The organism is Nostoc sp. C052 (assembly GCF_013393905.1).
Taxonomy (GTDB): domain Bacteria; phylum Cyanobacteriota; class Cyanobacteriia; order Cyanobacteriales; family Nostocaceae; genus Nostoc.
Genome location: NZ_CP040272.1, coordinates 2275599 through 2300530, shown reverse-complemented (window position 1 = coordinate 2300530; position 24932 = coordinate 2275599). Strand labels below are relative to the sequence as shown.

Annotated in this window: 16 protein-coding genes and 2 pseudogenes; 8 read left to right on the top strand and 10 right to left on the bottom strand. The window is 41.9% G+C overall.

Features of this window, described 5'->3' with window-relative positions:
• The first annotated feature begins 1 nt into the window (after position 1).
• From FD723_RS09065 to FD723_RS09055, 3 genes are all read left to right on the top strand, one after another.
• Positions 2-460, top strand: a complete 459-nt coding sequence (locus tag FD723_RS09065) for a phosphate-starvation-inducible PsiE family protein (RefSeq protein ID WP_179065038.1) — start codon at positions 2-4, stop codon at positions 458-460.
• Positions 461-797: 337 nt separating this feature from the next.
• Complete coding sequence (locus FD723_RS09060) at positions 798-1250, top strand: nitrate reductase associated protein (protein WP_179065037.1); 453 nt, start codon at positions 798-800, stop codon at positions 1248-1250.
• Positions 1251-1743: 493 nt separating this feature from the next.
• Entirely contained in the window at positions 1744-3126 is a 1383-nt protein-coding gene (locus FD723_RS09055; protein ID WP_179065036.1) for a PrsW family glutamic-type intramembrane protease, read from the top strand.
• A 678-nt stretch (positions 3127-3804) separates the two neighbouring features.
• Here FD723_RS09055 and FD723_RS09050 read toward each other — a convergent pair.
• The 4 genes from FD723_RS09050 to FD723_RS09035 form a co-directional block, all read right to left on the bottom strand.
• Positions 3805-4452: a hypothetical protein gene (locus FD723_RS09050; protein WP_179065035.1), complete on the bottom strand. Its 648-nt coding sequence runs from the start codon at positions 4450-4452 to the stop codon at positions 3805-3807.
• Positions 4453-4599: 147 nt separating this feature from the next.
• Positions 4600-6174: a CHAT domain-containing protein gene (locus FD723_RS09045; protein ID WP_179065034.1), complete on the bottom strand. Its 1575-nt coding sequence runs from the start codon at positions 6172-6174 to the stop codon at positions 4600-4602.
• 322 nt (positions 6175-6496) lie between these two features.
• Positions 6497-8764: a protein phosphatase 2C domain-containing protein gene (locus tag FD723_RS09040; protein ID WP_179065033.1), complete on the bottom strand. Its 2268-nt coding sequence runs from the start codon at positions 8762-8764 to the stop codon at positions 6497-6499.
• A gap of 583 nt (positions 8765-9347) precedes the next feature.
• Positions 9348-9707 carry an NAD(P)H-quinone oxidoreductase subunit M gene (locus FD723_RS09035; protein WP_179065032.1) on the bottom strand — a complete coding sequence of 120 codons (360 nt, stop codon included), beginning with the start codon at positions 9705-9707 and terminating at the stop codon, positions 9348-9350.
• Positions 9708-10575: 868 nt separating this feature from the next.
• Here FD723_RS09035 and FD723_RS09030 point away from each other — a divergent pair.
• Positions 10576-10860 carry an Npun_R1517 family heterocyst differentiation transcriptional regulator gene (locus tag FD723_RS09030; protein ID WP_179065031.1) on the top strand — a complete coding sequence of 95 codons (285 nt, stop codon included), beginning with the start codon at positions 10576-10578 and terminating at the stop codon, positions 10858-10860.
• 794 nt (positions 10861-11654) lie between these two features.
• Here the strand turns inward: FD723_RS09030 and FD723_RS09025 are convergent.
• Positions 11655-12350 (bottom strand): response regulator transcription factor, encoded by a 696-nt coding sequence (locus tag FD723_RS09025; RefSeq protein ID WP_179065030.1) that lies wholly within the window; start codon positions 12348-12350, stop codon positions 11655-11657.
• Positions 12351-12513: 163 nt separating this feature from the next.
• Here FD723_RS09025 and FD723_RS09020 point away from each other — a divergent pair, with 163 nt between their 5' ends.
• Positions 12514-13089 (top strand): Uma2 family endonuclease, encoded by a 576-nt coding sequence (locus FD723_RS09020; protein WP_179065029.1) that lies wholly within the window; start codon positions 12514-12516, stop codon positions 13087-13089.
• Here FD723_RS09020 and FD723_RS09015 read toward each other — a convergent pair.
• The gene (locus FD723_RS09015) at positions 13072-16725 is read right to left on the bottom strand and encodes an NB-ARC domain-containing protein (RefSeq protein ID WP_179065028.1); all 3654 of its coding nucleotides are present in this window, start codon (positions 16723-16725) and stop codon (positions 13072-13074) included. The genes FD723_RS09020 and FD723_RS09015 overlap by 18 nt on opposite strands.
• 306 nt (positions 16726-17031) lie before the next feature.
• Positions 17032-18055, bottom strand: a pseudogene (locus FD723_RS09010) (IS4 family transposase).
• A gap of 88 nt (positions 18056-18143) precedes the next feature.
• Here FD723_RS09010 and FD723_RS09005 point away from each other — a divergent pair.
• The 3 genes and pseudogenes from FD723_RS09005 to FD723_RS08995 all read left to right on the top strand — a co-directional run.
• Positions 18144-18534: pseudogene (locus tag FD723_RS09005) on the top strand (phosphatase PAP2 family protein); the annotation flags it as partial.
• Between the two features lie 249 nt (positions 18535-18783).
• The gene (gene psb27, locus FD723_RS09000; RefSeq protein WP_179065027.1) at positions 18784-19188 is read left to right on the top strand and encodes a photosystem II protein Psb27; all 405 of its coding nucleotides are present in this window, start codon (positions 18784-18786) and stop codon (positions 19186-19188) included.
• A 491-nt stretch (positions 19189-19679) separates the two neighbouring features.
• Positions 19680-21179 (top strand): family 10 glycosylhydrolase, encoded by a 1500-nt coding sequence (locus FD723_RS08995; protein ID WP_179065026.1) that lies wholly within the window; start codon positions 19680-19682, stop codon positions 21177-21179.
• Between the two features lie 218 nt (positions 21180-21397).
• Here FD723_RS08995 and FD723_RS08990 read toward each other — a convergent pair whose 3' ends face one another.
• The 3 genes from FD723_RS08990 to FD723_RS08980 form a co-directional block, all read right to left on the bottom strand.
• The gene (locus tag FD723_RS08990; protein ID WP_179065025.1) at positions 21398-22018 is read right to left on the bottom strand and encodes a chloramphenicol phosphotransferase CPT family protein; all 621 of its coding nucleotides are present in this window, start codon (positions 22016-22018) and stop codon (positions 21398-21400) included.
• 68 nt (positions 22019-22086) lie between these two features.
• Positions 22087-22683 carry a molybdenum cofactor guanylyltransferase gene (locus tag FD723_RS08985; RefSeq protein WP_179065024.1) on the bottom strand — a complete coding sequence of 199 codons (597 nt, stop codon included), beginning with the start codon at positions 22681-22683 and terminating at the stop codon, positions 22087-22089.
• Positions 22684-22775: 92 nt separating this feature from the next.
• On the bottom strand, positions 22776-24839 hold the full coding sequence (locus FD723_RS08980; protein ID WP_179065023.1) for a thioredoxin domain-containing protein: 2064 nt from the start codon (positions 24837-24839) through the stop codon (positions 22776-22778).
• Positions 24840-24932: the final 93 nt, after the last annotated feature.

Sequence of the window (24932 nt, the reverse complement as noted above, 5' to 3'; positions counted from 1 at the left end):
GATGAAAAAGTTAATGAGGCGAATTCTAGGAGCTACCAAAGATGAGAACTTTATGCACATCATCGAGAACATAGAAGTTCTAGTTTCTAAAACTTTATCTATTTTCATGGTAATTGTAATTTTCGTAGCTATTACAGATTTAGGAATCTTTATTTTTAAAGAATTATTTACAATACCTTACGGGAAGTTTAACACAACCCTTTATAAGGTTTTTGGTTTATTTTTAAATATTTTAATTGCCTTAGAAATCTTAGAAAATATTACAGCCTATCTCCGAAAACATGTTTTTCAAGTTGAATTAGTTATTGTTACCTCTTTAATTGCTGTTGCCAGAAAAATTATTATTCTTGACTTAGAAAAAGTTGGAGGTCTTGATATAATTGGTCTAGGTGTAGCTATTTTGGCCTTATCGATTAGTTATTTGATAATTCGTCTCAGTAATTCCAAAGATGCAAGTTGAAAGGGAACATCCCAAATTTTGCAAGAACATGTTTGTCATTGCGTACTCCTTTCCTACAGAACGCTACGCGAACGGAGAACCCGCAGGGTACTACGCGAACCATTGGTGTCAACTTAAGCTAAAACTCCTTTAAAACCTCGTTTCCAGCCTCCGGCTGGAAATGCAACTCAAAAGCGGCTCTGCCGCGAGTTCGAGAGGCGGAGCCTCAAAGACGAGCATTCCCAGTCGGAGACTGGGAACGAGGCAAATAATGACCGAAAACGACTCATGATACAGAGCAACTAAATTTATTGATGGGGATCATTAATTTTGAATTTTGAATTCGGAGCGAAGCGACGTGACAGATTTCTTTCAATTTGAAGCAGATTTTGTTGATTCCCTGCGTTGCATTCCTATGCAGGTACGCTGTAAATTAGATACCTGTGGTATCAAGTTAAAATTGCCCGACTGGAACCAAATGACTACAGATGAGCGTCAAGCTTTAGTTGAATTACCTTGCACCACAGAAACGGAAATTCAGTCTTACCACGACCATATCCAGCAGTTAATTGTCGGACGTACTGGTATACCAGCAAAAAAATTGCCCATTGAGCCTCATCCCGCATGGTTAGACTCTGGCATAGTACCAATTAGCCTTCAGGAAAAAGCTCAAGAAATAGGTGTAACCTTGACACAAAAAAATTGGGCAGCCTTAACGCCATTACAGCGTTTTGCCTTAATTAAACTCAGCCAGCCAGGACATGAAAACAAAAACTTTAAGAGAGCGATCGCAGAATTCCATCTGCTTTAATTAGTCAATAGTTAGTAAACTACTGTGCCGTAAGACGGACGGAACTTCCCAATTCATCGGGAATAGCCCAATCTTCAAGGCAGTTTCTTTCCCAATTCCCCATTCCAAACAAGATTAGTCAATTATCAGTAGCAAAAACAACCGACAACAGACGGCAGAAAATTATATATTTCTGCAATGGGACTGAATGCAGTAAAAACTACTATTTTTTGATAAACTGCCGTAGGTTTAATTTGCAGATAGGATATCAAAAGTACACTACTGATACAATCTGATTTATCCGCCGAATAAGTCAGCTTTATGACAAACTCTCAGTAGATGGAATACTTATTTACATTAGGTAAAACAATTTGAAATTTTGCATCGAGAATTTTAAATTTCTTAGCAGTAAGTGAAGCTATAGTGGATTTAGCAACGCTGCTGTTAATGTGGCCAAGGTTAGTCCTGCCGCCCAATTAGGTGAAGAATTAGTTTAGAAACGCACTTCTTATCGATGACAGGCAAAAACGCAAGACATAATGCATTTCTGCGGCTAGTGTCTGGTAATGGGGCAATTTCTGGAGCAGAATCTCGCTACTCACTGCCCCCCAGTAAAGAGATGGTAATTGGACGCGACCCCAGCTGCCAAGTTGTCTTGGATGCCATGATCTACCGGATGGTATCTCGTCGTCATGCAGTGGTTCGTCCACTTTCTCTATCCCCAGATAGCAAATTTAGCTGGGTGCTTTGTGACTTGAATAGTGCTAATGGCACTTATTTGAATGGACAACGCTTGTATGAATGCCAAGAATTGCACCCAGGCGATCGCATTTCTCTAGGTGCTGATGGGCCGCAATATATTTTTGAGTATGAGTATACCTCAATTACTCCGGCAACGACAGTGAACCAAGTTACACCACTGCCTTCGGCGACAAACTACCACAACCACACGCAATTAAAGCAGCCGGATTCTGTTAGCTTCACCCAGCTTTTTCCGATTATTTCTACTGGTAAAGATTTAACTAGTAAAGCTTACCTTGTACCGGGAATACTGACCGTCATCTTTGTAGTGTTAATGTTTGCTACAGTCGGTCGTCCCCAAGCAAATCAAGTGATTGTAGCAAGTTATATCGCTTTCGCTGCCTACTATTTTGTTTACCAACTTTGCGGCAAACAGAAGCCTTGGTGGGTACTAATGGCTACAGCATTGGGTACAACACTGATTTTGCTCAGTCCGGTGTTGGATCTATTTATCTTCGTGTTTCGCGGCATCTTGCCTGGAAGCTTGCCCACACCTCAAGAATCGATCACCTTCACAGAGTTGCTGGTGCGGATGTTTTTTGGCGCTGGCTTGATGGAAGAATTACTTAAGGCATTACCTGTACTAGGAGCCTTTGCCATCGGTAGAATGTTGTCTTCACCTTGGCGGGAACGCATTGGTATTTGGGAACCTCTAGATGGTATTCTCTTGGGAACGGCTTCTGCTGTAGGTTTCACTCTCTTGGAAACTCTCGGACAGTATGTGCCAGATATCACTCAAAATGTCACGCAACAGGTAGGTATAGGCGCTGCTGGTCAACTGGCAGGTTTACAACTGCTAATTCCCCGAATTTTAGGCTCTGTAGCCGGACATATGGCTTATAGTGGCTACCTTGGTTATTTTATTGGTTTGGCTGTCCTCAAACCTAGTAGGAGTTGGCAAATTCTTTCTATTGGTTATCTGAGTGCCTCTGCGCTCCATGCTCTGTGGAATGCTACAGGATCAATCAATGCCTTGCTGTTAGTAGTTGTTGGGGTTTTATCTTACGCCTTTTTGATGGCGGCAATTCTCAAAGCACGGGCGCTGTCACCAACGCGATCGCAAAATTTTGCTACCCGATTTCTAGGGCCAAAATAGGAGTAGGGGGAGATGAGGGGGATAACAATTCAAAATTCAAAATGACGCTCTCTACGTTCGCGCAGCGTGTCGCAGACAGACGCTGCGCGTAGCAAGATCCCCGCAGGGGTACGTAGACTCGCTCTAAGCATTCGCGGTAGCGTCTCTAAGAGTTGCCATGCCGTACCACTTTCGTGGAAGCAAGCTACGCGTTAGCGTCTCTGCAAGAGAAGGCTTTACGCTGCGCTAACAAAATTCAAAATTAAAGACATTTCAGACGAGGATTTAGCGAGAAACGCGGTCTTGGGCTTTGCCCAAGTGGAGCGATTTCTCAAGACAAACCCCGACTTAAATGGGTGCTACATATAGATGTAGGGGTCTTAAATCCTTTAATTTACGATAAAGAATAACTACTAAGCAATGCCCAATTCCCAATGCTTCAATATTTACCTCTTGGGATAGATGGCCTAGTTTCAAAATTAGCGTAGATTTGTTTTACTGTAGGGTAATCGTAAATACAAAAATAAAAACCATTAAAATTTATTATAAAAGTTTTGATTTTTGGCTTTTTCTTTAGCACTTCTGCATAAGTAAACCAACATCTTTTCAAAAGATGCCTCTAAACAGACTGATCCCAAAAGTGCGGGTTACGCGAACACAACCCATAATGAAAAGTTTTCCCTACTCCCTACTCCCCATTCATACCTCAGGCTGAGAGTTGTTGAGTTGTGTAAAAGCATAAGAAGCGATCGCTAAACTAACCTTTGCTTTATCTACTTCCGATAAAGCTGTCCACTCGCTATTTTGAAGATTACTGAGTGCAGATGCCGCATTTTGCGATTCACTACTTCGCATAGCATAAGCAAAAGGACGAGCCAATACTAAAAGATCCTCTGTTCCCCAAGCTGGCAGTACTGTCTGAACGCACTCAACCAATTGTTCGCTGATTAATTGACGAGCCGCAAATATTTCAGCAGCTTTAGTGGCGATGGTGTTGAGCAATGTTTGGGGAACACAGGCAGCAAAATTAGTACGTAATATTTCTTGAAGATTAAGCACTACTACCTGTTGTCTGGTGTCATTGTAGTCTGGCGTCGAAGCAATACCAGCCCAAAGTGTGTCTAGATGTCCGTAAAAATCTTGCGATCGCTTTGTTAGTCCTTCATCAAGCAAATCTTCTATTCCGAACTGTTGTTCGAGTTCTTGAAAATAAGCTTCTGATTCCTCATCACCTGGATTCCAAGGATAGGTAGCGTCTTCTGCTTCCAGTAAGGCTTCTAATAACTCTAAGTCTACTTGAGATGGCAAAGAAGAGAAAGTGTCTGAACCGTTAATTTTGTTAGCCATATTTTCTTACCTGATGATTATTTGGTGGTATTGACAACTACAAATTTTAAGAGGAGATTTCCGCAAAAAAAAGTTGAATTTTTCTCCAAAAAAACAGATTTTAAAAGCTGATGCTTAACATCCAAATCCATTTGGGCAATAGCTCCGCTAGGAGTCTTGAATCACAAACTCCCAGGTTTCACCTCTAGCACTTCCAAACTTTACCTGCATTCCCGATTTCAACGGGACTTCCTCTCGGAGGATTTGTTGCCAACCATTAGGCCCTAAAAACCAGGTTGTCCCGTAGGTAGAAAAATCTTGCAAGTAATAAGTTCGCACCAATGTAGCATCTGTAAGAGTATTGCGGCAAAAGATTTCGGCGTGGCGTTTTGATACAGATGGTTCGGGGATGACGATATCATTGTCTTTCGTGCGGCCGATGCGGGTAACTCCATAACGCAGTAACCAGGTTTTACCTTTGGGAGTGAGCGATCGTAAACTTGCAATGGGAAGCGAGGAACCAACATCAGGAATGGCTGTATCTGGAAGTTCCGTAATACCTTCATCCAGATTCTTAATCAGTTCGCCATTAAAATCTGGATGCAGGTAGAGAACAGGCAAAGTCCAAGCAGGTTGATTAAATTTATACAGCGTTAACAACTCTTGCCTAGCCTGGGCTACGGCTTCATCAATTGGCTTGTGCGATCGCAAAGCTTCGGTAAAAGCTTGAATAAAACTGTGGCTTTCGTGGTCAGCGATTTCATCGCGCATCCCCAAAACCGCAGGCACACCATGACGAATCAGTACTTCTGCTAAACTGCTGGCAGGGATCGCTTGATGGTTGATTGCGGCTGGCTGTGCCCCCCAACAGGCGTTAAAAACCGCTAGCTTTACACCTGTACGCGTCAAGACTTGCGCCAATTCTATGCCATTTAGGGGCATCTCTGGTCGCAAAAACAGTAACCCTCCGTCTGGGTCTGGCAAACCATGTCCAGCGTAAAAGAAAACATTGTATGCTTTGGTTTCTAATTCATCAATCAACTGCTGTGGAGTTGGTTGAATGAGTTGATTGACTATACAAGGCGCGTATCTTTGGGAATTACCAGGGGTATCTGCAAGAATTTGCTGTAAGATTGCGGCTTCTTGTTCTAGTTGCAGTTTGTCATCATGACCTAAAACTAGCAAAATACTTAAAGCCTGGTCAGTTCGCAAATAGGGTAAAGCATCAACTTCAGTGCTGGTACGACTAAATAGCAAATCTTGCGAGAGAGACATCGCCGATTGACCAGGCTCACGCTGCATAATTTCCCAAGGGAAAGCGATGAGATCCGGGTCGCGAATTTCTAGTCGGAAGCGCAAACGTGTATGCTGACCCATAGCAATACCGCGACTGCGTTCTAGACTACCAAGAATTTGTCCGTCAAATACCCAGCGCCATAAATTCATTCCCAAGTATTGCATAAGACGACTGCTGTAGGGGCCAGTAGTCTGACCTGAAGGGGGTGAAATCAAATCTATGGGCAATGGGTTGCTCTTTTGAGATGTTGAGCTAGGGGAAATATCAAGGCGACCATGACCAGCAAACATCTGCTGCCATTCTTGCCAGACTTGGGTCAGTTCAACAGGCCATACACAGTCACGTAAAACGTAGCCACTGGGATAGGGAGCCTTGACCACCCAAATGGCGAAGTTGTCAGTGCCAGTGTTTAGGAGACGGGCGATCGCCAAATTCAGGGATGGCATGGATTCATTAAACTAAAAGCTAAAAACAATTGTTATAAGGCATGGGGGAGGGGGCAGGAGGCAGGGGAGAAATCAGCTATAGGATTTGACCTTTCCTGATTTGGAGCTACTGAACTCTTGTAGCTGTGGGAAGCTGACGCAACAGTGGGAGTCTTAGACCCTTTCCTTCAGTAAGGACTGCCCTTGACCTCTTTATTTTCTTGATAATTTCAAATAAAAATCCTCCAAGGTGAAAATTTTCTACTTTTTTACCTTGTAAATTTTTTACTTAGGTTGTTACCTGTTATTATTCCAGGTTTTTACAAGTTTATCGAGTATTTGACTAAGTTGGACTTGTGTCACCTGGTTCGGTAACTGGCGGTTGGGTAACGGGTGTACATGGACTTGGTGCATCTGATTGTAAAACAGAAACACCAAAACGGTTGAGTTGGGACAAGTCTAGCAATATTGTTGCTGGCAAAGGTTTGGAATTTGGTGGAACTGAGGTAGTTACAGCTGGGGTATTAGTATTAGCTAGAGTTTGTGTACTTTTATTGGCACAGACTCGCATAGACACTGAAAAATTCCCAGAAGCCGGTTTGGGATTTGATTTTTTCTCAATAACCTCTAAAAAAGTCCCACGAGGAAGTGATTGGTTGTTTCCCAAGGAGATGTCATTATTGGTTTTAATTACCCAACCAGGAGAAAGATTAGCCAGCGATCGCGGTGTGGGTGTTGCTGCAATGGTAGGGTTGGCAGTTGGGGTGGGATTGGCAAAAGTTGGAAATGTCCATGATTGCGATCGCAGTTGCTTTACGAACAATCCTAAAGCACCTGCGGCTACCACAAATAGTAATGGAACAATCCACTGTAGCGGTAAACTGCGCTTTTTGACTGGCTCCTTTTCAGTAATTACCTGAGTTTTGTGGTTTGGGCTACCTAAAACTGTCGGAGCTGTCGCCCTGGATGCCAAATCAACAGTTTTGGCAGAATAACTCTCTGGAATCACTGCTTTGATGGTGATTTCTGGTTCCCAATATTGGACTTGATAATGAACTAAAGCGACGGTGACATTATCGTGTCCATTTTTAGTATTAGCAAGTTCGACTAATCTATTGGCAACAGTTGCTATATCTGCTTCCCCAAGTAGAATCGGCAAGATTTCAGTTTCCCAGTACTCCTCTACCCGATCGAAATCACTCAAACCATCGGATGTGAGCAGAAAAACTGCATCTTCGTCTAGCATAAACCGTCCCGATGTGGGATGCAGTGAACTGCTGGGCCCCATCCCCAAGGCTTGGACAAGAGAGCCAGCGGCACTTTGTTGTACAGCCTCGCGATAAATGGCATAACCTAGCCGCACTTCGCGGGAGGCGACATCATCATCGAGGGTAACTTGATAACAGCCTTGGCGTGTAATCCAGTAGGCACGACTATCGCCGACGTGGGTAATGTACATTTCATGAGCAACAGGCAATGCCATGACTAAGGTCGTGCCCATACGTTGACGCCCTTGGCGATTTTCACCGTCATTGCGCTGACTAATTTTGTCATTGGCCATTGCCACTGCTTTATCTAAGTCATTTAGCAGCAGTGAAGGGTCTATGTGGTCGTAGGGAACTTTTGTTAGTTGCTGTACCTGCTGCTGGATTGTTTCAATGGCTAAATTTGAGGCGACATTGCCGCCTTCGTGACCACCGATGCCATCACAGACAATTGCTAAGGCGGTTGGCTGCGGTGGTTTGCTGACTAGAGTTCCACTGGGGGGGCTACAGGCATCTTCGTTACGCTGGCGACTTGGTCCGGTATCGGTTTTGGTGATAATTTGGATTGTGGGTGTTTGCGATCGCCCTAACCCAGCCAGTCCTTGATCTAAAACTCCGATTAATTGATCGGTGGAATTAATCTTTCCCTGAATTAAAGCAAGGCTAACGCGCTCGACAAATTCAGTTATGGCTGGTTTGGCATCACCGATCAACTGCTGCCAAAATTCGCCTAATTGGGTTAATTCTGGTGTGGCGCCATCAAAACGCAATTCCAATAAACGTACTAACGATCCTTCTACCCGTAGTACATAAGAGTCCAGTAAGCTAGAGGCGACACCTTCACTTGCAAGAGGTTGCCACAGATGAGCTATTTGCCATAACCAATTGAGTTGGCGCATCGATGTTGCATCACGCCAAGCAATGGTTAATTCACTGCCCAAACTCACTTTTTGGATAGTGTCATCTACTAATAGTGGCGGTTTTTCTAAGAGTAATATTTCTCGCTCGGAAGATCCGTCAGCAACAAACAGCACTCCATAGACCTGCGGTACGTGTAAGCGGTAGGGAATGAGCCTCAGGTAAGCTTTTAGGGGCTGAAGATTATCTAACTCCGGCGTTAGGGCTAATAAACCAGGCTTTGTATCTAAAAGAACAAATTTATCAAGGATTAAATAGCGATCGGCTAATATTTCTCCAGGGCTACCCACGTTTGGGCCATCTACCACAGCCCAGAGATAATTTTTAGGTAGGGGCGTGGAACATCGCTGGCAAAACTTGTGAGTCAGGGGGTTGGCAGCCTGACAATTTTCGTTTGGACAGTAGAGCGTTGCCGCGTCATTTTCCATAGTTTTCGCACCGATCAGCGATTGGCAATTTCTTTAATAGCATTAGTAGGGACAATCTAGACCGCTCATCTTTCTTAAACTTGACATACCCAGACTTTAGATGATGATTTTAGCTGGCGGATATCAGCAGGTGCTAATACAAAACTTATCCAAAAAATACGCTCCTAAGTCAACCCTACAGCCTAATCATAGCTTCTATTGCCCTGTGACTCTCCATCGGCAAAGCAACTAACCCAACCCTGTCACCAAAGCATAACCCAAGCATAACTGCACGATTTGCTTTTGCTAAATTATCCATCATCAAGAGGCGGATAATGTTGGTATTTATTTAGTTTATAAGTAGGATAGCAAGAATTAACTTTAATTAAGAATTAAGAATAGCAAATATTAATTTTGGCAAAAGTACCGGATAAATGCAGTGGCTCTAAAAATCTCTTCAGATTGCTGTTAGCGGATAGCTAGGGTTGAGCCAGTGCTGAGTTAAGAAGTAGACTTATGAATCTTTTTACTCTAAGCCGAGGCACTTTTAACTCAGCACTCTGTATCCAAAATGGTTCAGCCAGTTCGCTACCGACTCATTGGCTTATTGTTTGTCGTCAATGGCAACTTGAGGGACTCCCATGCTGTAGTTGGTAACACGGGCAGAAAGATTGTAGCTCACTTCTCCTTTTTGGAGGAGCGATCGCAGGTAATGCTCTAAATCTGACCCCACACGGCGTAAGTTATAATCTGTGAGGTCTTCGCCACTAGATGCTTCTACTAATTCATCAAATTTTCGATAAATTTTTTGCAGGGCATCTTCATTCCAATTAAATTCGTTATCTGGGTCAACATCTAAGGTTAAGACTTGTTGACTAGGAACTAGATCGCCATCCCGGTCAATTTCACCTGCGAAAATGCGGATATGCCGGGTTGTGGACTTGAGCAGCATCGGGTTATCCATAAAAAGGTGTAAGATTTGCGTGGATTACACTGAAATTATTGTAGACGCTATCTCTGAGCTTAGATGCTCTCAATTTACAAGCTTTGAATGCAGTTTTCAAAGAGTATATTGAATAGACATAAGTAAAAATATCACCTTTACTGATTAGTTTGTTACTTCTGTTATGAGTTAAAGACATAATTAACTGCTAGTACTGACAGTAGTCGAATTATTTTCCTGTAAAAATTAATGGAGAGAGTATTTTAATTTAGTGTACTAATCTGACTTACTGCTAAAAATTTTGTACTCAATCAAGCTCAAAAGACCGTAGGATAAGGCACTTGCCAGGAATAATTTGATCTGTGTACATTTTTTTCTGGAGAACAAAAGTTTTGACATTAATAATTCTGCCGATCAATTTCTCCTGAATTTTATATTGCAAAAAACGCACATCAAGTAATTACACTGAATAGCGCTACACCGACTGCGGGCTTTAAGAAACTCAAAAAAATCAAGCGGTTTTACTTACGTATAAACACCAAAATTAGAGTAACAAGTCAAACTGTTATTGACGTTCACATAAAGTTGATGTAAAAACCTTTAAAAAGGTTGAGCAACTTCTTACAGAAACTTTATTGTGTAGAATCTTAAAAACTGAATAATAGTTATGGCTTACCATAAGCTACATCTGGTACAGAAACGTCAAAATCTAGACACTGAAAATCTAGCTTGAAAATACACCACAGGAGAGTGAAATGGAATACAAAGGTGATTGATGAAGAAAAATTCTTAATTCAAGCACTTTGGATTCAAAAGAGATATAAAGAATTTTTGCTAGACATCTACCTCCTTGCCCTCATGACAACCAAGTAAAGGAATCTCAATAGCTATGAACTCCAAAGCATTACCACGCCAGATAAATAATCTCGAAGTAGGTGTTTATGAGTGCGAAATCCATCTTAAATTCCGGTTGATTGAGGAAAAGAGTTTATTGAGCGATCGCGAGCAGCTTTTACAGGTGCTACTTGATGCTTTAACCGAAGGGTCTGATGACTTTCTAGAGACACTGCAAGCGTCTGTTAAAGCGCAGGAAGTGTCTGAGTTTAAAGCCTCTCCTCAAATGCGACGACAGCTAATGCGCTTGCGTAATGTTGCTGAAAATCCTCAGGTATAAACGTGTAATTTAATTACTGAAAAACGTGAATTGGGCATCAAATCAAATGTTGATCCCATACCCCCGTTGCCATAAAAACTAAGCAGCAAGTAGAATTCATAAAATTAAAATATTGTGATTTCTGCTTTGTGAAGGTCTTATTTAGCAGCACAAAGTCCCAGGAACAGTTTCCGCTATTAAAAACTTTGTAGCAAAGGGTACTGGTAGAATCTAAGAGCAAATTCAGCCGGGTGCATTTTACCGAGTTTTTATTAAAACATTGCCGGAAGAACAAAACCCTGTGTCTTTACAGATGGGGAATTGGACAATAGGCGCGAATCATAATGAAAACCTAAAAGACCAAAGTAAAAATAAATAACCTTTCTTTTAGCTTTTTGCTTAAGCTAAGTGCCTGATTTGTTGAAATACTTATGTTTTATCTATTACTAGTAATAGGTAATGGTTTAACGGCCAGTTACCTATTACTCAGAAGTGGGGAGTAGGGAGTGGGCATTAGTGTCAACTTCATGTGAAACCGCTTGTCCGCCGAGAATTAAAATTCCCGTCTCATAGCTAAAGTCATCAGAAGATGACTAAATATCGCCAAAAATCTCCAGTCTACTTCAGTAGACTTAAGCTATTAGCCAGAGAATTTATTCCCTGGCGGGCATGGAAGCCCACAGATAAGCTATTTCCAGCTTAAGTTGACACCAATGGGGAGTGGGGAGCAGGGGAGGCAGGGAAGCAGGGGGAGAAGAATTAATAACTAATGCCCCATGCTCAATGCCCAATGCCCAATGCCCAATGTCCAATTCCTATTTAGCAAGACCGTGTTCTAAAGCAAAACGAACTAACTCTGTACGGCTATTGGTGCCGGTTTTACTAAACAAACGGCTGACGTATTTTTCCACATTACGGACGCTGGTTTCTAAGCGGCGGGCGATTTCTTTGTTCATCAACCCTTCAGCAACCAAATTTAAAACACTTTGCTCTCTCGGTGTCAAATCTATTTTAAAAGGGGCTGGCGACTGAGAAATAGCATTTCTTTGAGTTAACAATGCCTTAATTTGGGCAATCTGATTAGCTAGTTCAGCAAGATCGGGGGTTTCAGAGTCATCTCCGGTACTTGCAGCCTTAGCGGCGCGGCGGGCTAGCAAATTTTCGACTATGGCCACTAACTCATCTGGATCGAAGGGTTTGGGTAGATAGGCATCAACACCAGCATGATAGCCTTGGATGCGATCGCCTGTCATACCTTTAGCTGTTAAAAATACTACTGGTAGTGTTTGGAAACGGGGGTCTTCTCGCAGTTGCTTCAAGAACTGATAGCCATCCACTTGAGGCATCATCACATCGGAAATCACTAAGTCGGGTGTATTCAGCTGCATCCATTCCCAACCTTCAAGGGCGTTACTGGCGACTTGAACGCTGAAACCGCTCTCTTGCAAATAGTCTTTCACGGCTTCCCGTATCCCTGGTTCATCATCCACCAGTAACAATTGTGCTGACATTTAAAATTTCCTTGAGTTTTTCTTTTTCCAATTTAGCGAAAGTTGACAGTCATTGATCAGGAGTTAGGAGTTAGGAGTTAGAAGTTAGGAGTAATTATTCTTCCCCTGCTCCCTCATCCCCTATGTCTCCAGTTATTATGTGATCATCAAGATGGGAGAAGCTATGACTGCTATTACCCTGAACCTAGAACCATTAATCAATCTCACTTTTGAGCAGTTTTATCAGCTATGTCAAGTCAACCCTGATGCTAAACTAGAGCGCACCGCATCAGGAGAATTAGTAGTTATGGCGCCGACTGGTGGAGAAACTGGTAGTCGAAATCGCAGATTAACTCAACGCTTGGGAACTTGGACAGATGAAGATGGGACTGGAGAAGCTTTTGACTCTTCAACGATGTTTCAACTTCCCAACGGGGCTTTACGTTCACCTGATGCAGCTTGGATTCCTTTAGCGCGATGGCAAGCACTGGCTCCTGATGAAAGAAAGACTTTTCCTCCCATTTGTCCAGACTTTGTAGTAGAACTGCGGTCTGATTCCGACACCCTCAAGTCCCTTCAAGACAAAATGCAGGAGTATATAAAGAATGGTACGCGGTTAGGCTGGCTAATTGACCCCAAAGGTGAGCAAGTGGAAATTTATCGCCAGGGAAAAGAGAAGGAAGTGCTACTATCACCAAATCAGTTATCGGGGGAAGATGTACTATCAGGTTTTAACTTGAATTTACAAGGAATTCTCTAGTAACTTCATTTTGCAATCAACTTCAACTGCGCCTAGCATTCTTAACGAAGCTTTTTGTGCCTCAGTTAACCCTCTGACTCCGGCTATGTTCATTCCTTCATAAGGTCGTGGGGCTTGAAGCGTTTTATAGCATTCGCCAGTTCTGACATTCCACAGTTTAATCGTTTCGTCGTGACTCGCACTTGCAAGTATTTCACCATCGGGGCTAAACTTCACTGACCACACCCGATTGCTATGTCCTGTTAAAACTTTAAGACATTCTCCAGTATTTACATCCCATATCCGCACTGTCTGGTCATCACTAGCTGTAGCAAGTTGCGAACCATCGGGGCTAAATACTACAAAGTAAACTCCACTGGTATGCCCTTCTAGGGTTTTGATACATACACCAGATGGTAAGCGATCGCTATTATCTATCGTTAAATCCCACAATTTTATAGTGCGATCGTCGCTGGCGGTAGCTGCAATTTTACCATCAGGACTAAAAGCGATCGACCATACACCATTGCGATGCCCTTTAAGAGTGATTAAGCATACACCTGTATTTATATCCCAGATTTTCGCCGTATAATCTCCGCTGGTGCTTGCCAAAGTTTGACCATTAGGACTAAAAACAGTACACCAAACCCAATCAGTATGACCTTGTAATGTTTTTAAACACTCACCCGTTTGCACATTCCACAATTTTAAAGTTCGATCAGCGCTACCAGTCAATAAAGTTTTGCCATCAGGACTAAAATTTACCGACCAAACCCAATTGCTATGTCCGTGCAAAGTCAAGAGACATTCACCTGTGCTTGAGTCCCATAACTTCACTAAGGTACTGCCACTTGCTAAAGTCTTACCATTGGGACTAAAGGCAACCGATACAACTAAACTGGTATGTCCTGATAAAGTTTTAAGACATATACCTGTCTGAATATCCCACAATCGCACCTGACAGTCACCGCTACCGCTTACCAAGGTTTTGCCGTTGGGGCTAAAAGCAATTAATCTAAAAGCATTAGTGTATCCTTTGAAAGTTCTGATACATTCCCCAGTCGCAGTATTCCATAGCTTAACAGTGTGGTCTTGACTGCTGCTAGCAATTATTTTCCCATCAGGATTAAAAGCAATTGCCCAAGCTTGGCTAGTGTGTCCTTGTAAAACTTTCTTGCAGATACCGGCAGCCACATCCCACAACTTGATGGTTTTGTCATGACTAGCAGTGGCTAGGGTTTTTCCATCAGGGTTAAAAGCAATTGATTGTACAAAAGAAACGTGTCCCTTTATGAAGGTATTGAGTAGTTCGCCCGTTCTCACACTCCATAACTGGATAATATAGTCATCGCCCACACTCGCAATAGTTGTTCCATCAGGACTAAAAGTAACAGCCTGTACAAAATTACTTTGTCCTGGGAAAGTTTTGAGTAACTCACCTGTAGGTACACTCCATAACCTGATAGTGCTGTCATTCGCACTACTAACTAGCATTTGACCATCAGGACTAAAGGCGATGGAGTGAGGTTGAGTGCTGTGTCCGATAAAAGTTCTTAATAGTTTACCTTGACGAACATCCCATAAATTAATCGTGTGTTCATCGCCGATGCTAGCAAGTGTCTGGCTATCTGGACTATTGGCGCAGCGTTGGGGAGCGAATGCTACATCAAAGACCCAACTTGTATGTCCTTGAAAGGTTTCTAAGCAAATACCTATGTTAGCATCCCATAATTTTACACTTTGATCGTCGCTACCAGTCGCTAGTATTTGACCATTGGGACTAAAAGCTAGTGAAATAATCCAAGAGGAATGTGCTTTCCATCTCAAAAGTGGTTTTCCGTCAGCTACTTGCCATAATTGCACCTCACCCGCTACACCACCAGCCGCTAAAATTTTTCCATTGGGACTAAATGCTACTGCCAAAATACTGTCAAAGGTTTCGGTAAAAACCGACGTTGATAAATCAGCATTATGGAAGTTAATATGATTTAAATTCAGATTTTTCAGATATGCCTGCCAAACAGTGAGGTTTGAAAAATCGGCATTTTTTAAATTTGCTGAGATATGGCAGAGTATATTTAGAAGATTTCCTCCCGCATATCCTGGTTTAATGGGAGGATGATTTTGTAAGTTCGTAATAACTTGATAAAGATATTTTTCTAGTCTATTTTTAGTTTCAAAATGTGCAAATAGTTGAGCAACTAATGGTTTTAATAACAAACATACCTGTGATTCCCGAATATAATCTTTAGCAGTTGCTTTCATCAGGGCATAAGAGTTAAGAATCGCAATGCTATTTGTAGTAATTTCATTCAATGCAGCAGTAACTATTTTTTCTGTTGTGTATTCCATGACAACAGGTTGTTGAGTAAAAGCTACGCTATGGTTAGCAATATGATGACTTGTTTCAATTAGTGACCTTCCTTTTAAAGACTCTAGTGATTCAATGAGTTCTCGTGTCGATATATGTGGTATAATATCCTTCTGCAATTCAGCTAAAGAAACGGCTTCTCGATTAATTGCTAACCAGCACATCACCTGCCGTTCTAAAGGAGATAAACGTTGACACTGTTGGTCTAGAAGTTCCCAGACATCTCCAAAAACAGAGGTATCACACTCTAAGAATTGGAACACGTTTCCAGCAAATAATTCTTGGGTTGTATTTGCAACTATCTTTAAAGCTAAGGGATTGCCGCTATAAATTTCTGTTAATAACTGCTCATGTTCTGGCGAAGCAGAAAAACCTTTGTCTATAAAAATTTCGTGTATCTCTAATTCGCTTAATCCTGTAACTTGTAAAGAACGAATTGGTAAATTTTCTCCTTCATTCAATGCTAACCCTTTCAGTTTTTCACGGCTAGTTAGTAACAAGCAACTTTGATGAGATACTTGGGCAATATACCGAAATAGCTGTCCGTAACTTTCATACCCTTCTCGATAATTGCCGGCATTTACACCACTAGCGAGAATTGTTTCAACGTTATCTAAGATCAGCAAACACCGTGATGAACTTAAATATTTCATTAGCAACGCTAGTTGAGCTTCATCGGTGTCGGGTAAATTTACTTCTTGCTGATTAGATAAAAATTTAATTAGGTCTAACAAAATATTTTGTATTGGCGGTGCATTGCGTAGAGAACGCCAAAAAATATATTCAAAGGCATCTTGGTTATTTTCTGCAACCTTAACTGCAAGGCTGGTTTTACCAATACCACCCATCCCCAGTAAAGTTATTAGACGAGTGCGTTGTTTACCGCCGCAGGCATCGCCAACAATCCATTGACTTAAGGTTTCTAATTCAGTGGTACGTCCATAAAAGCGGGAAACGTCGATCGCTTCTCCCCAATCGGTGCGATCGCTCAAGGGTTGGAGGTTTAATCTTGGGGAGATGTTTACACCATTCTGCTGCTGTGTAGCTCCCTTCAGGACTCTATGCAGGTTATTCTTGGTAACTTTTTCATTTAAAGCTTGAGAAAGCGATCGCCATAGTTGCGAACCAACGTCTTTGATGTGACCGTAGTCATATTTGACTTCTCGCGCCATTTCTAGGTAAGTTTTCCCTTCCCAGGCGTAGCGAAATACAATCTCTTGCGTTCTCGTTAAGCGTCCTCGTTCTAATAATTGCTCAACAAGTGCGATCGTTTCTTCAACCGTCATTTATTTCCGTAGTAATACAGCTTAACTACAATATTCCCACGAGCAACTTGATTTTTTCGCAAAACTTTACGTAAATCTACCAAAAAGACCCGACTTTTTCCGACCTTTTCTAGCTATCAAACTTTATATAACGCTGTAGAGTATTTATGTTACTCAGTTGTAGTACATGAATTTGCCCAATGATTAAACACAGATGAAAATTTTTGAGTGCGATAAATTTTTCATCGAGATCAGTTCCAGAAATGTTGAATCCTAATACAAAACTTTACATATTTAGTTACACTAACTCTAAAAAGCCTCAAATAGTCAACATAACATCATCTCCTCAAACCAATTAACATAACTGATTTTCTGACACATACAAGATTGCAAATAGCGGAATTTATCTAATAGCGTATGTCCCCATTGTTGTGGGATAGATAATATCTGTAAAATTAGATAAGCTATCAAAATAACGTAAATTTGTATAGTGATACCATTAACGTTCTTAGTAATTAATTTGTCAAGTTTTAAGTGCATCTTTAAAAACTTCCATAACAATTCAACTCCCCAACGTAATCGATAAATGTCCTTAATTTCATCATCATGAACAGCTGCATCTCCTGACTCTGGTAAATTAGTAACTAAGCGAAATTCAGTTTTAGTTTATACATCACAAAAATTAATGACTCTATAGGCTTGAGTATCATCAGATGCACCTACTTTGATTAATCCACTTGCATCCTCAAATTCTAGTTTCCAATTGTTTTTAATCTGCAAGATAAAGTATTTATTTTCTTGTACTAATTCTTGGATAAATTTTAATCCTGTAAAGCCTCTATCCATTACTCCAAAAGCATTTGTTGGTAAACTAGACATCATTTTAGAACCAAATTTATAATCATGGTCATGCCCAAAATTGATGAAGTTATCTGATGGACTTCCAGTAGCTAGATTTAGGGAACTGAAAAGTTTTACTTGATGGTGTCCTAATACCCATAACAATTTACTTGTGAGAGTAATAATTGTTGAATCTATTGGACAAATTGCATATTTATCGTGTAACTTTTTTTGAACTTTCTTCTGTACTAATTCATTTAATTTTTGGTAAATTTCCGGAAAAGGTTTTTGACTTTGATGTAAGTTTGCTTTAGAGAAAGTAGAAATATCTACCTCAAATCCTGTGTTGTTTAATCTGTTAAACAAATCTCGCATACTTGTTAAGCTGTTATCCATAGCATAAGATAACTTTTCCCTCAAATAACAGACGACTGTTCAATACTGGATAATCGTTTTTTGGCAGTCCTCTCAAGATATCTTTGACAATCTTGGGAAATGAATTTATAATCACTATCAAATAGATATACTTTAATCTTCCGCCCAAAATTTAACATATTTTGGGATGTTTTTATCGAATTTTTCTTAACATTCAACACTTTTGGTGGCGACGTTACCAAGAAGAAGCGAAAGTTTTTGTACTTGCTTGTTTGGGAGGGTTAATTTTAAATACAGGGCTAAAGTTGTTTTTTTCTAAACCTCGCCCAGAATTATGGCATCAGTTGATTTCTGAAAAATCTTTTAGTTTTCCTAGCGGTCATGCACTAGGTTCTATGGTGCTTTATGGTTTTATTGCTCACGAATTGGCAAATCACTATCCTAATTCTGCCAAAATTATTTATAGTTTGACAGTTATTTTAATTGCTGCTATTGGTATCAGCCGCTTATATTTTAGGAGTTCATTGGCCCACAGACATAATTGCAGGTTATGGAGTCGGTTTTTTATGGCTGATGATATGTATTACGATACTTAAATTGCAAAGATTGAGGTAGAAAAAGCTACTTGATTAAATCCGATCAACTTCTAATTCCATAACTTCGCAGAGAAGATATCGCGATGATAATTATCCAATTAGATTTTTTAATAATCTGATTTTTTGCCCAAGATGCTTGTAAATGAGCGCTTTTTATGCAATGAAACAGCCCTCTGCTTACTCCCATATTCCCCACTCCTCACTTAATTGATCCCCAAGTTACCAATCCAAGATAGGATGGACTTTGATTTACGTATTCTTTTACTTAATGCATATGAAACGCTATTGGTCGCGTTTGCTTGCGCTGGTTTTGGTTGTATCTATCGGCTTAATGGGTTGTTCTGGTAGTCCAGATAGTTTAACTGGGGATTATCGTCAAGACACCTTGGCTGTGGTCAATATTATGAGACAAGCTTTGGATCTTTCACAAGATTCGCCAGACAAAGCAGCAGTTCAAGCAGAAGCGCGTCAAAAAATTAATGACTTTTCCGCTCGCTACCAGCGAGTTAACTCTGTTTCTGGTCTTGGTTCCTTTACAACCATACGAACAGCCCTCAATTCCCTAGCTGGACACTACAGTTCTTACCCAAATCGTCCTGTACCCGAAAAACTCAAAAATCGTCTAGAGAAGGAGTTACAGCAGGTAGAAACGGCGCTGAAGCGTGGTGGTTAGCTATTAACTATTGCTTATTCCATCATCAATAGTCAGGAGTCAAAATTTTTGACTCTTGGCTATTTTGTCGAATTTATATAAACCTAAGCTTTTAATTTTTAACTATGTTAACGTGAGTCTCTGTTGGAGGCGCACCTTAATATCAGCCGATGCCTTGCTATCAAAGCATATTGCCAAATTTAATTCACTACGAATTAATGAAATACTGTATCTATGTAAAAAATATCATTATTTTTGTCAGATTTTCTCTAACTAAGGTAAAAGCAGAATCTACCCAATAGTAGACTAAACTTGCCTTGTATTCAGGTATTCTATACCACCATCGTTTATGTGTTTATAAAAGAATACGGCAACAGAAATATGTTCTTGGGAGTCTTAAGAAAATAGGTTTCAGAACCCTTGCTAGTTAAGTGTGTAATTATATACATATTTTCAATAGCTTTCTGATTTGGATTGATTTGAAGTTTGAATTTGTTCATCTACTGCTAGGTATGTCTAACCGTCCCTTGAACTTTATAAGATCGACATTATTTTGGCGGCGCTTATTAGCTGTTGTTTTTACTAGTAGTTCATTGCTTCCCAACTTTGGCAGTGAACCAGCAAGGGCGCAAGTAAGCGAGTATTGTCAGTTATCAGCAGCGGTGGCGCAGGAAAAAGAAAGCTTACGTTTGTCAGCCCTTAAAGGCAATGAAAATGCTCAAACGCGCTACCAAAATATGCTAAAAGAGCAGGCACAGGAATTACAGGAGTGCCGGACACGGACTTGGCCGCAAGTTCAAGCTATTTGGTTGCGCTTGTATCCTTGTGACATTCAGCCAGGAACAATCGATCAGATTATGGATCGGATTGTGAATCGTGGTTATAACCAAGTTTATATAGAAGTATTTTACGACGGGCAGGTATTATTGCCGGCAAAAGCTAACCCAACGGTTTGGCCTGCCGTGATTCGCACCCCAGGGGCAGAAAACACCGATATACTCGCCACAGCAATTAAAAAAGGACGGCAACGTGGTTTGAAGGTCTACGCCTGGATGTTTACCACAAATTTCGGCTATACTTACGCCCAGCGTCCAGATAGAGAAAGTGCGATCGCTCGTAATGGCAAAGGTCAAACGAGTTTATATGTCGTAGATAACGGCTCTCAAGTATTTATTGACCCCTACAACCTGCAAGCAAAACGCGACTACTACCAATTGGTACAAGAAATTTTGCGTCGTCATCCAGATGGCTTGTTATTAGACTACGTGCGTTATCCCCGACAAGCTGGAAGTGATTCCATCGCCACCAAAGTTTCAGATTTATGGCTATTTACTCCCGCAACCCAAGAAGCTTTATTTAAACGGGCACAAAATTTCAAAGGGCTGGACTTGATTCGCCGCTTTTTGAGTAAGGGATTTGTCACTGGCGGAGATATAACCGAAGTCGATAAACTTTATCCCCAGGAAGGGGAACCCCTGTGGCAAGGACGCCCTCTCCCACCATCTGAAAAATCAATCCTGCCTGCAACCGATAGACAGCCGCTTTTACAATGGGAGTTGTGGCAGCTTGCCGTTGCCCACGCCATGCAAGGAATTCTAGATTTTGTCACTATAGCTAGTTACCCAGCAAAGCAGCAAGGTATTGCCACAGGAGTGGTATTTTTCCCTGATGGCAACCAAACTGTAGGACAAGGGTATGATTCCCGCTTGCAACCTTGGGATCGCTTCCCCACTACATTAGAGTGGCATCCGATGGCTTATGGAAATTGCGGTGATGTTAGTTGTATTGTGTCGCAAGTGCAGCGGGTTTTGAGTATGGCAAAATCAGGTACACAGATTATCCCGGCTTTAGCTGGTAAATGGGGAGAATCCGTCAGTAATCGTCCATCCCTTGAAGTACAAATGCAGGCACTCCGAAAATTTGCCCCCCAACTTAAGGGAGTGAGTCATTTTGCTTATTCTTGGCAATATCCTGAAAGTGATAGCGATCGCAAATTCTGCCGAGTTAAGTAGACTTATTGCAGAAGTAATGAAGAGTGCTGAGTACTGAGTGCTGAGTATGGTGAAAAGGGGAGTGAATTTCCTTTTTAACTTATCAAATCACACGCAGTCATAATTACATACAAGTAAGTAGGCAGAATAAAACCAAACTGTGTAAAGAAAAGTAAACAAGACTCAAACTCCCCCTGCTTCCTGCCTTATCCCAACAATAATTATTTACGCCGCCTTACTTAGCGTGCCGCGAGTCGTTGGAATGCCGACGGTGCTGGATTATCTGCGAGGTGCTGGCGGATCACCTCGGCACACGCACCTGGGCTTAATAACGAGGTATCAACTTCCAGGTCATAGATGCCAGGGATGTGGACTTCACGTTGCCATAACTGAACCGGATGTGGTATCGGGGAGTCGTCTGTACTTCCCACATTCCACCCCGTTTTTTGTCGTCGTTCCATAATAATCTCAATGGGGCAGCGAACACCTACAAACAAAACCGGCAATCCGTTCAAACGTCGGGCACTATCAGCCAGAATGCCCCGCTCCATTGTGTAGGCATCATGGTGTCCAACATCAACCACAACATTCACACCCAAACGGCTATGGGCGGCGATGGACTCATACATAGCGCTGTACAGAATGGGAACCACGGGTTCAATATCCTGGCGTTCTCCCCCTGGCCGCAGACCGATCCCAGGCAGGTATCGTGCGGGAGTCATTTGCATAAACCTATCGACACCCAAGTTCATCCATAGGCCATCAAATGTCTCCTGGATAACTGCGACAATGCTTGATTTACCTGATCGCGGGACACCATTCAGGATGATAATCTGTCCTAGCTCTTGTGTCTGCCCCATGATCGCTCCTCGCGTTGTTGATATATAGTTAGCAATTCCAGTTCACGATTCAATCCCCAGTGGCAAACTCAACTTAAAGCCAAGTCCTCTGGTGTATTACAGTTAAACAGCATTTCGGGTTCTGATAAAGGCAAAACTTCCACAGGATATTGCCGCAACCACTGCTGAAACGATCGCTCCCCTTGATTGATAAACTCTAAAAGTTGTGGCAAACAACGGCGGCGATAGAAACCACACAGAGGTTCCCAACCTTTAGGATGATGAGCTAAAGCTGCGATCGCATTATCTCCTACATCATCAAGTCTAGTTACCCATTCTTGCAACACCTCAACCCGCAATCTCGGTAAATCGCAAGCTAGCAACAGCACCCATTCTGTCTGTACTTGCGCTAATCCTTGAGCAAATCCAACTAAAGGCCCGTGGGCGAGGGATTTGCCAGATAAAGGTACTTCTCGGATAAATTGACAACCAGGTAAAAGCAAATCTTGATAGCGTTCTGACCAGGGAGTGACTATATAAATAGTATCTGCACAGGTTTGAGCGATCGCACAAACTCGCTGCAACAACGGCACTCCTTGAATGGGAATCAAGGCTTTATCTTGACCCATGCGAGAACTTTTACCGCCTGCTAATACAATGGCGGTTAATTCGCTTCGGTTCGTCATAATTTCGTAACTTCTTAGCAAATTCTCTTAAAAAACTCTGCGTACCTCAGCGCTTTCCTCAGCGTCCCTTTGCGTTTAAAAACCGCTATGAATTAATCCAAAGCTCTATTCTGACTTTTCTCCACTTGCTGCAATAAATGCTCTACATTTTCTGCTGGTGCAAGGCACTTTAAACCTTGGCAAACTAACCCAACGCTTCCCTCTGGTAAATCAGATGTGATAGCAAACACAGCCGTTGGTAGAAACTTGGGGATCAGCGAGTTTATTTGCTCAGTGGTGCTGCGAATCAAGGTAGAGTTACGATACCAATCCAAGGCTGTAAACAAACTGGGACAAGCTTGGGGAGCGCGATGCATTACACTTTTAAAAGCTTTTAAACCAAGTTCTGCTAAATCCAAATAATCTAGATTATCCGTGAGTAAAGCCAGACGGACAAGATTAGCGATCGCAACTCCATTAGCTGATGGTGTCGCATTATCTGCGTAACTACGTTCTCTGACAATTAAATCTTGACTAGAGTCGCGTGATGTGTTATTATATCCACCTAACTCTACACTCCAGAGAAATTCGTTGAATTGATCTTGGATAGCGATCGCTTTTTCTAACCATTGTTTATGCTCAGGGTTGGAAGCTTGTAAATCTAGCAGAGCTTTAATAAACAAAGCATAATCTTCAGACTGAGCTAAAACACTTGGTTCTCCTTGATAGTTGAGTCGCTGAAAACGCCCATCTGCAAATTGATTTTCCAAGATAAAATTCGCTGCTCGTGCTGCTAATTCCAGATACAAAGGTTGTTGGAAAACCCCAGCAGCCTTAGCCAGACCGGAAATCATCAAGCTATTCCAGGCGACAATCATCTTCGTATCTGTCACCGAAGGAATGCGACCCGACCAATTAGTGGTTTTTGCTTCTTGGTTGTTACGAGCCGGGGGAAAAGTTTCTAGCGACTCAGAATTAACGCCATAACGAACGGTAAGCAGCTTACTCAGCGAAGTTTCTAGCGTTGCGCTCAGTTTGCCAGAATTCCTTCTTTGCAAAACATTACGTCCTTCAAAGTTGCCGCTAGAGGTAACAGTAAATTGCTGTTGTAATTCCGTTAATTCTTCAGGTGTTAACAGTTGTTGTAATTCGCTGTAACTCCAAACATAAAAAGCTCCTTCTTCTGGTTCTACTGCCGTGGCTTGGGTGAAGCTATCGGCATCTTGAGAAGCATAGAAGTAACCTTCAGGCGCAGTCATTTCTCGCTTCAGCCATTGTACAGTACCAGCGATCGCTCTTTCAAAGGCTGGCTCTTGTATTCCTGCACTCCACAAAGAAGCCAGATACTCCACAATCTGTCCATTGTCGTAGAGCATCTTTTCAAAATGCGGTACTGTCCAAGTTGGGTCAACAGTATAGCGATGAAAACCACCGCCTACATGGTCATAAATACCTCCCAGCGCTAAGTCTAGTCCTCGCTGGGTACAAACTTGCTTGCCATCATAGCGAGATTCAAAATTAAATCGAGTTCCCCGCAGTGCTAATTCTGTGTAGGGAATCATCGGAAAGCTATTGCCAGAATGACTCGGAGTAATTATGCCTGTACTGGTTTCCCAACCTTGGCGGAGTAATTCATGGTCTTCAAGCTCATCTGTTGTACCGTCTTGCAACACCGCAGACGTGAGCAGAGACTCAACAATCAAGGCTTTGCGTTGCTGTAAATCTGCTTTTTCTGTATCGTAATAACGGCGAAGCGCTTGCAACACCTGCAAAAATCCCGGACGACCATAGCGCGGGTCTACAGGGAAATAAGTACCAGCGTAAAACGGCACTAAATCTTCTGGGGAAAGAAAAATATTTAAAGGCCAACCACCTTGACCGCTCATCATCTGCAAAGCCTGCATGTAGATGCTATCGAGGTCAGGTCTTTCTTCCCTGTCTACTTTGATGGGAAGATAATTGGCATTCATATAGTCAGCGATCGCAATATCAGAAAAAGCCTCGCCTTCCATGACAGTACACCAGTGGCAACTAGAATAACCAATGGAAAGGAAAATCGGTTTATTTTGCGCCCTTGCAGTTGCAAGTGCTTCGTCACACCAAGGCCACCAATCAATGGGGTTTTCGGCGTGTTTACGGAGATAGAGGCTCTTAGCTTCAGCAAGGCGATTAGTCATGATCAAACGCAAATAGTTGCCTTCTTTGCTCAGTCTACCCTGTTCCCAAGAGTGTTAGCCTAGACGGCTATGTACATAAGCAAGAAACCCTGA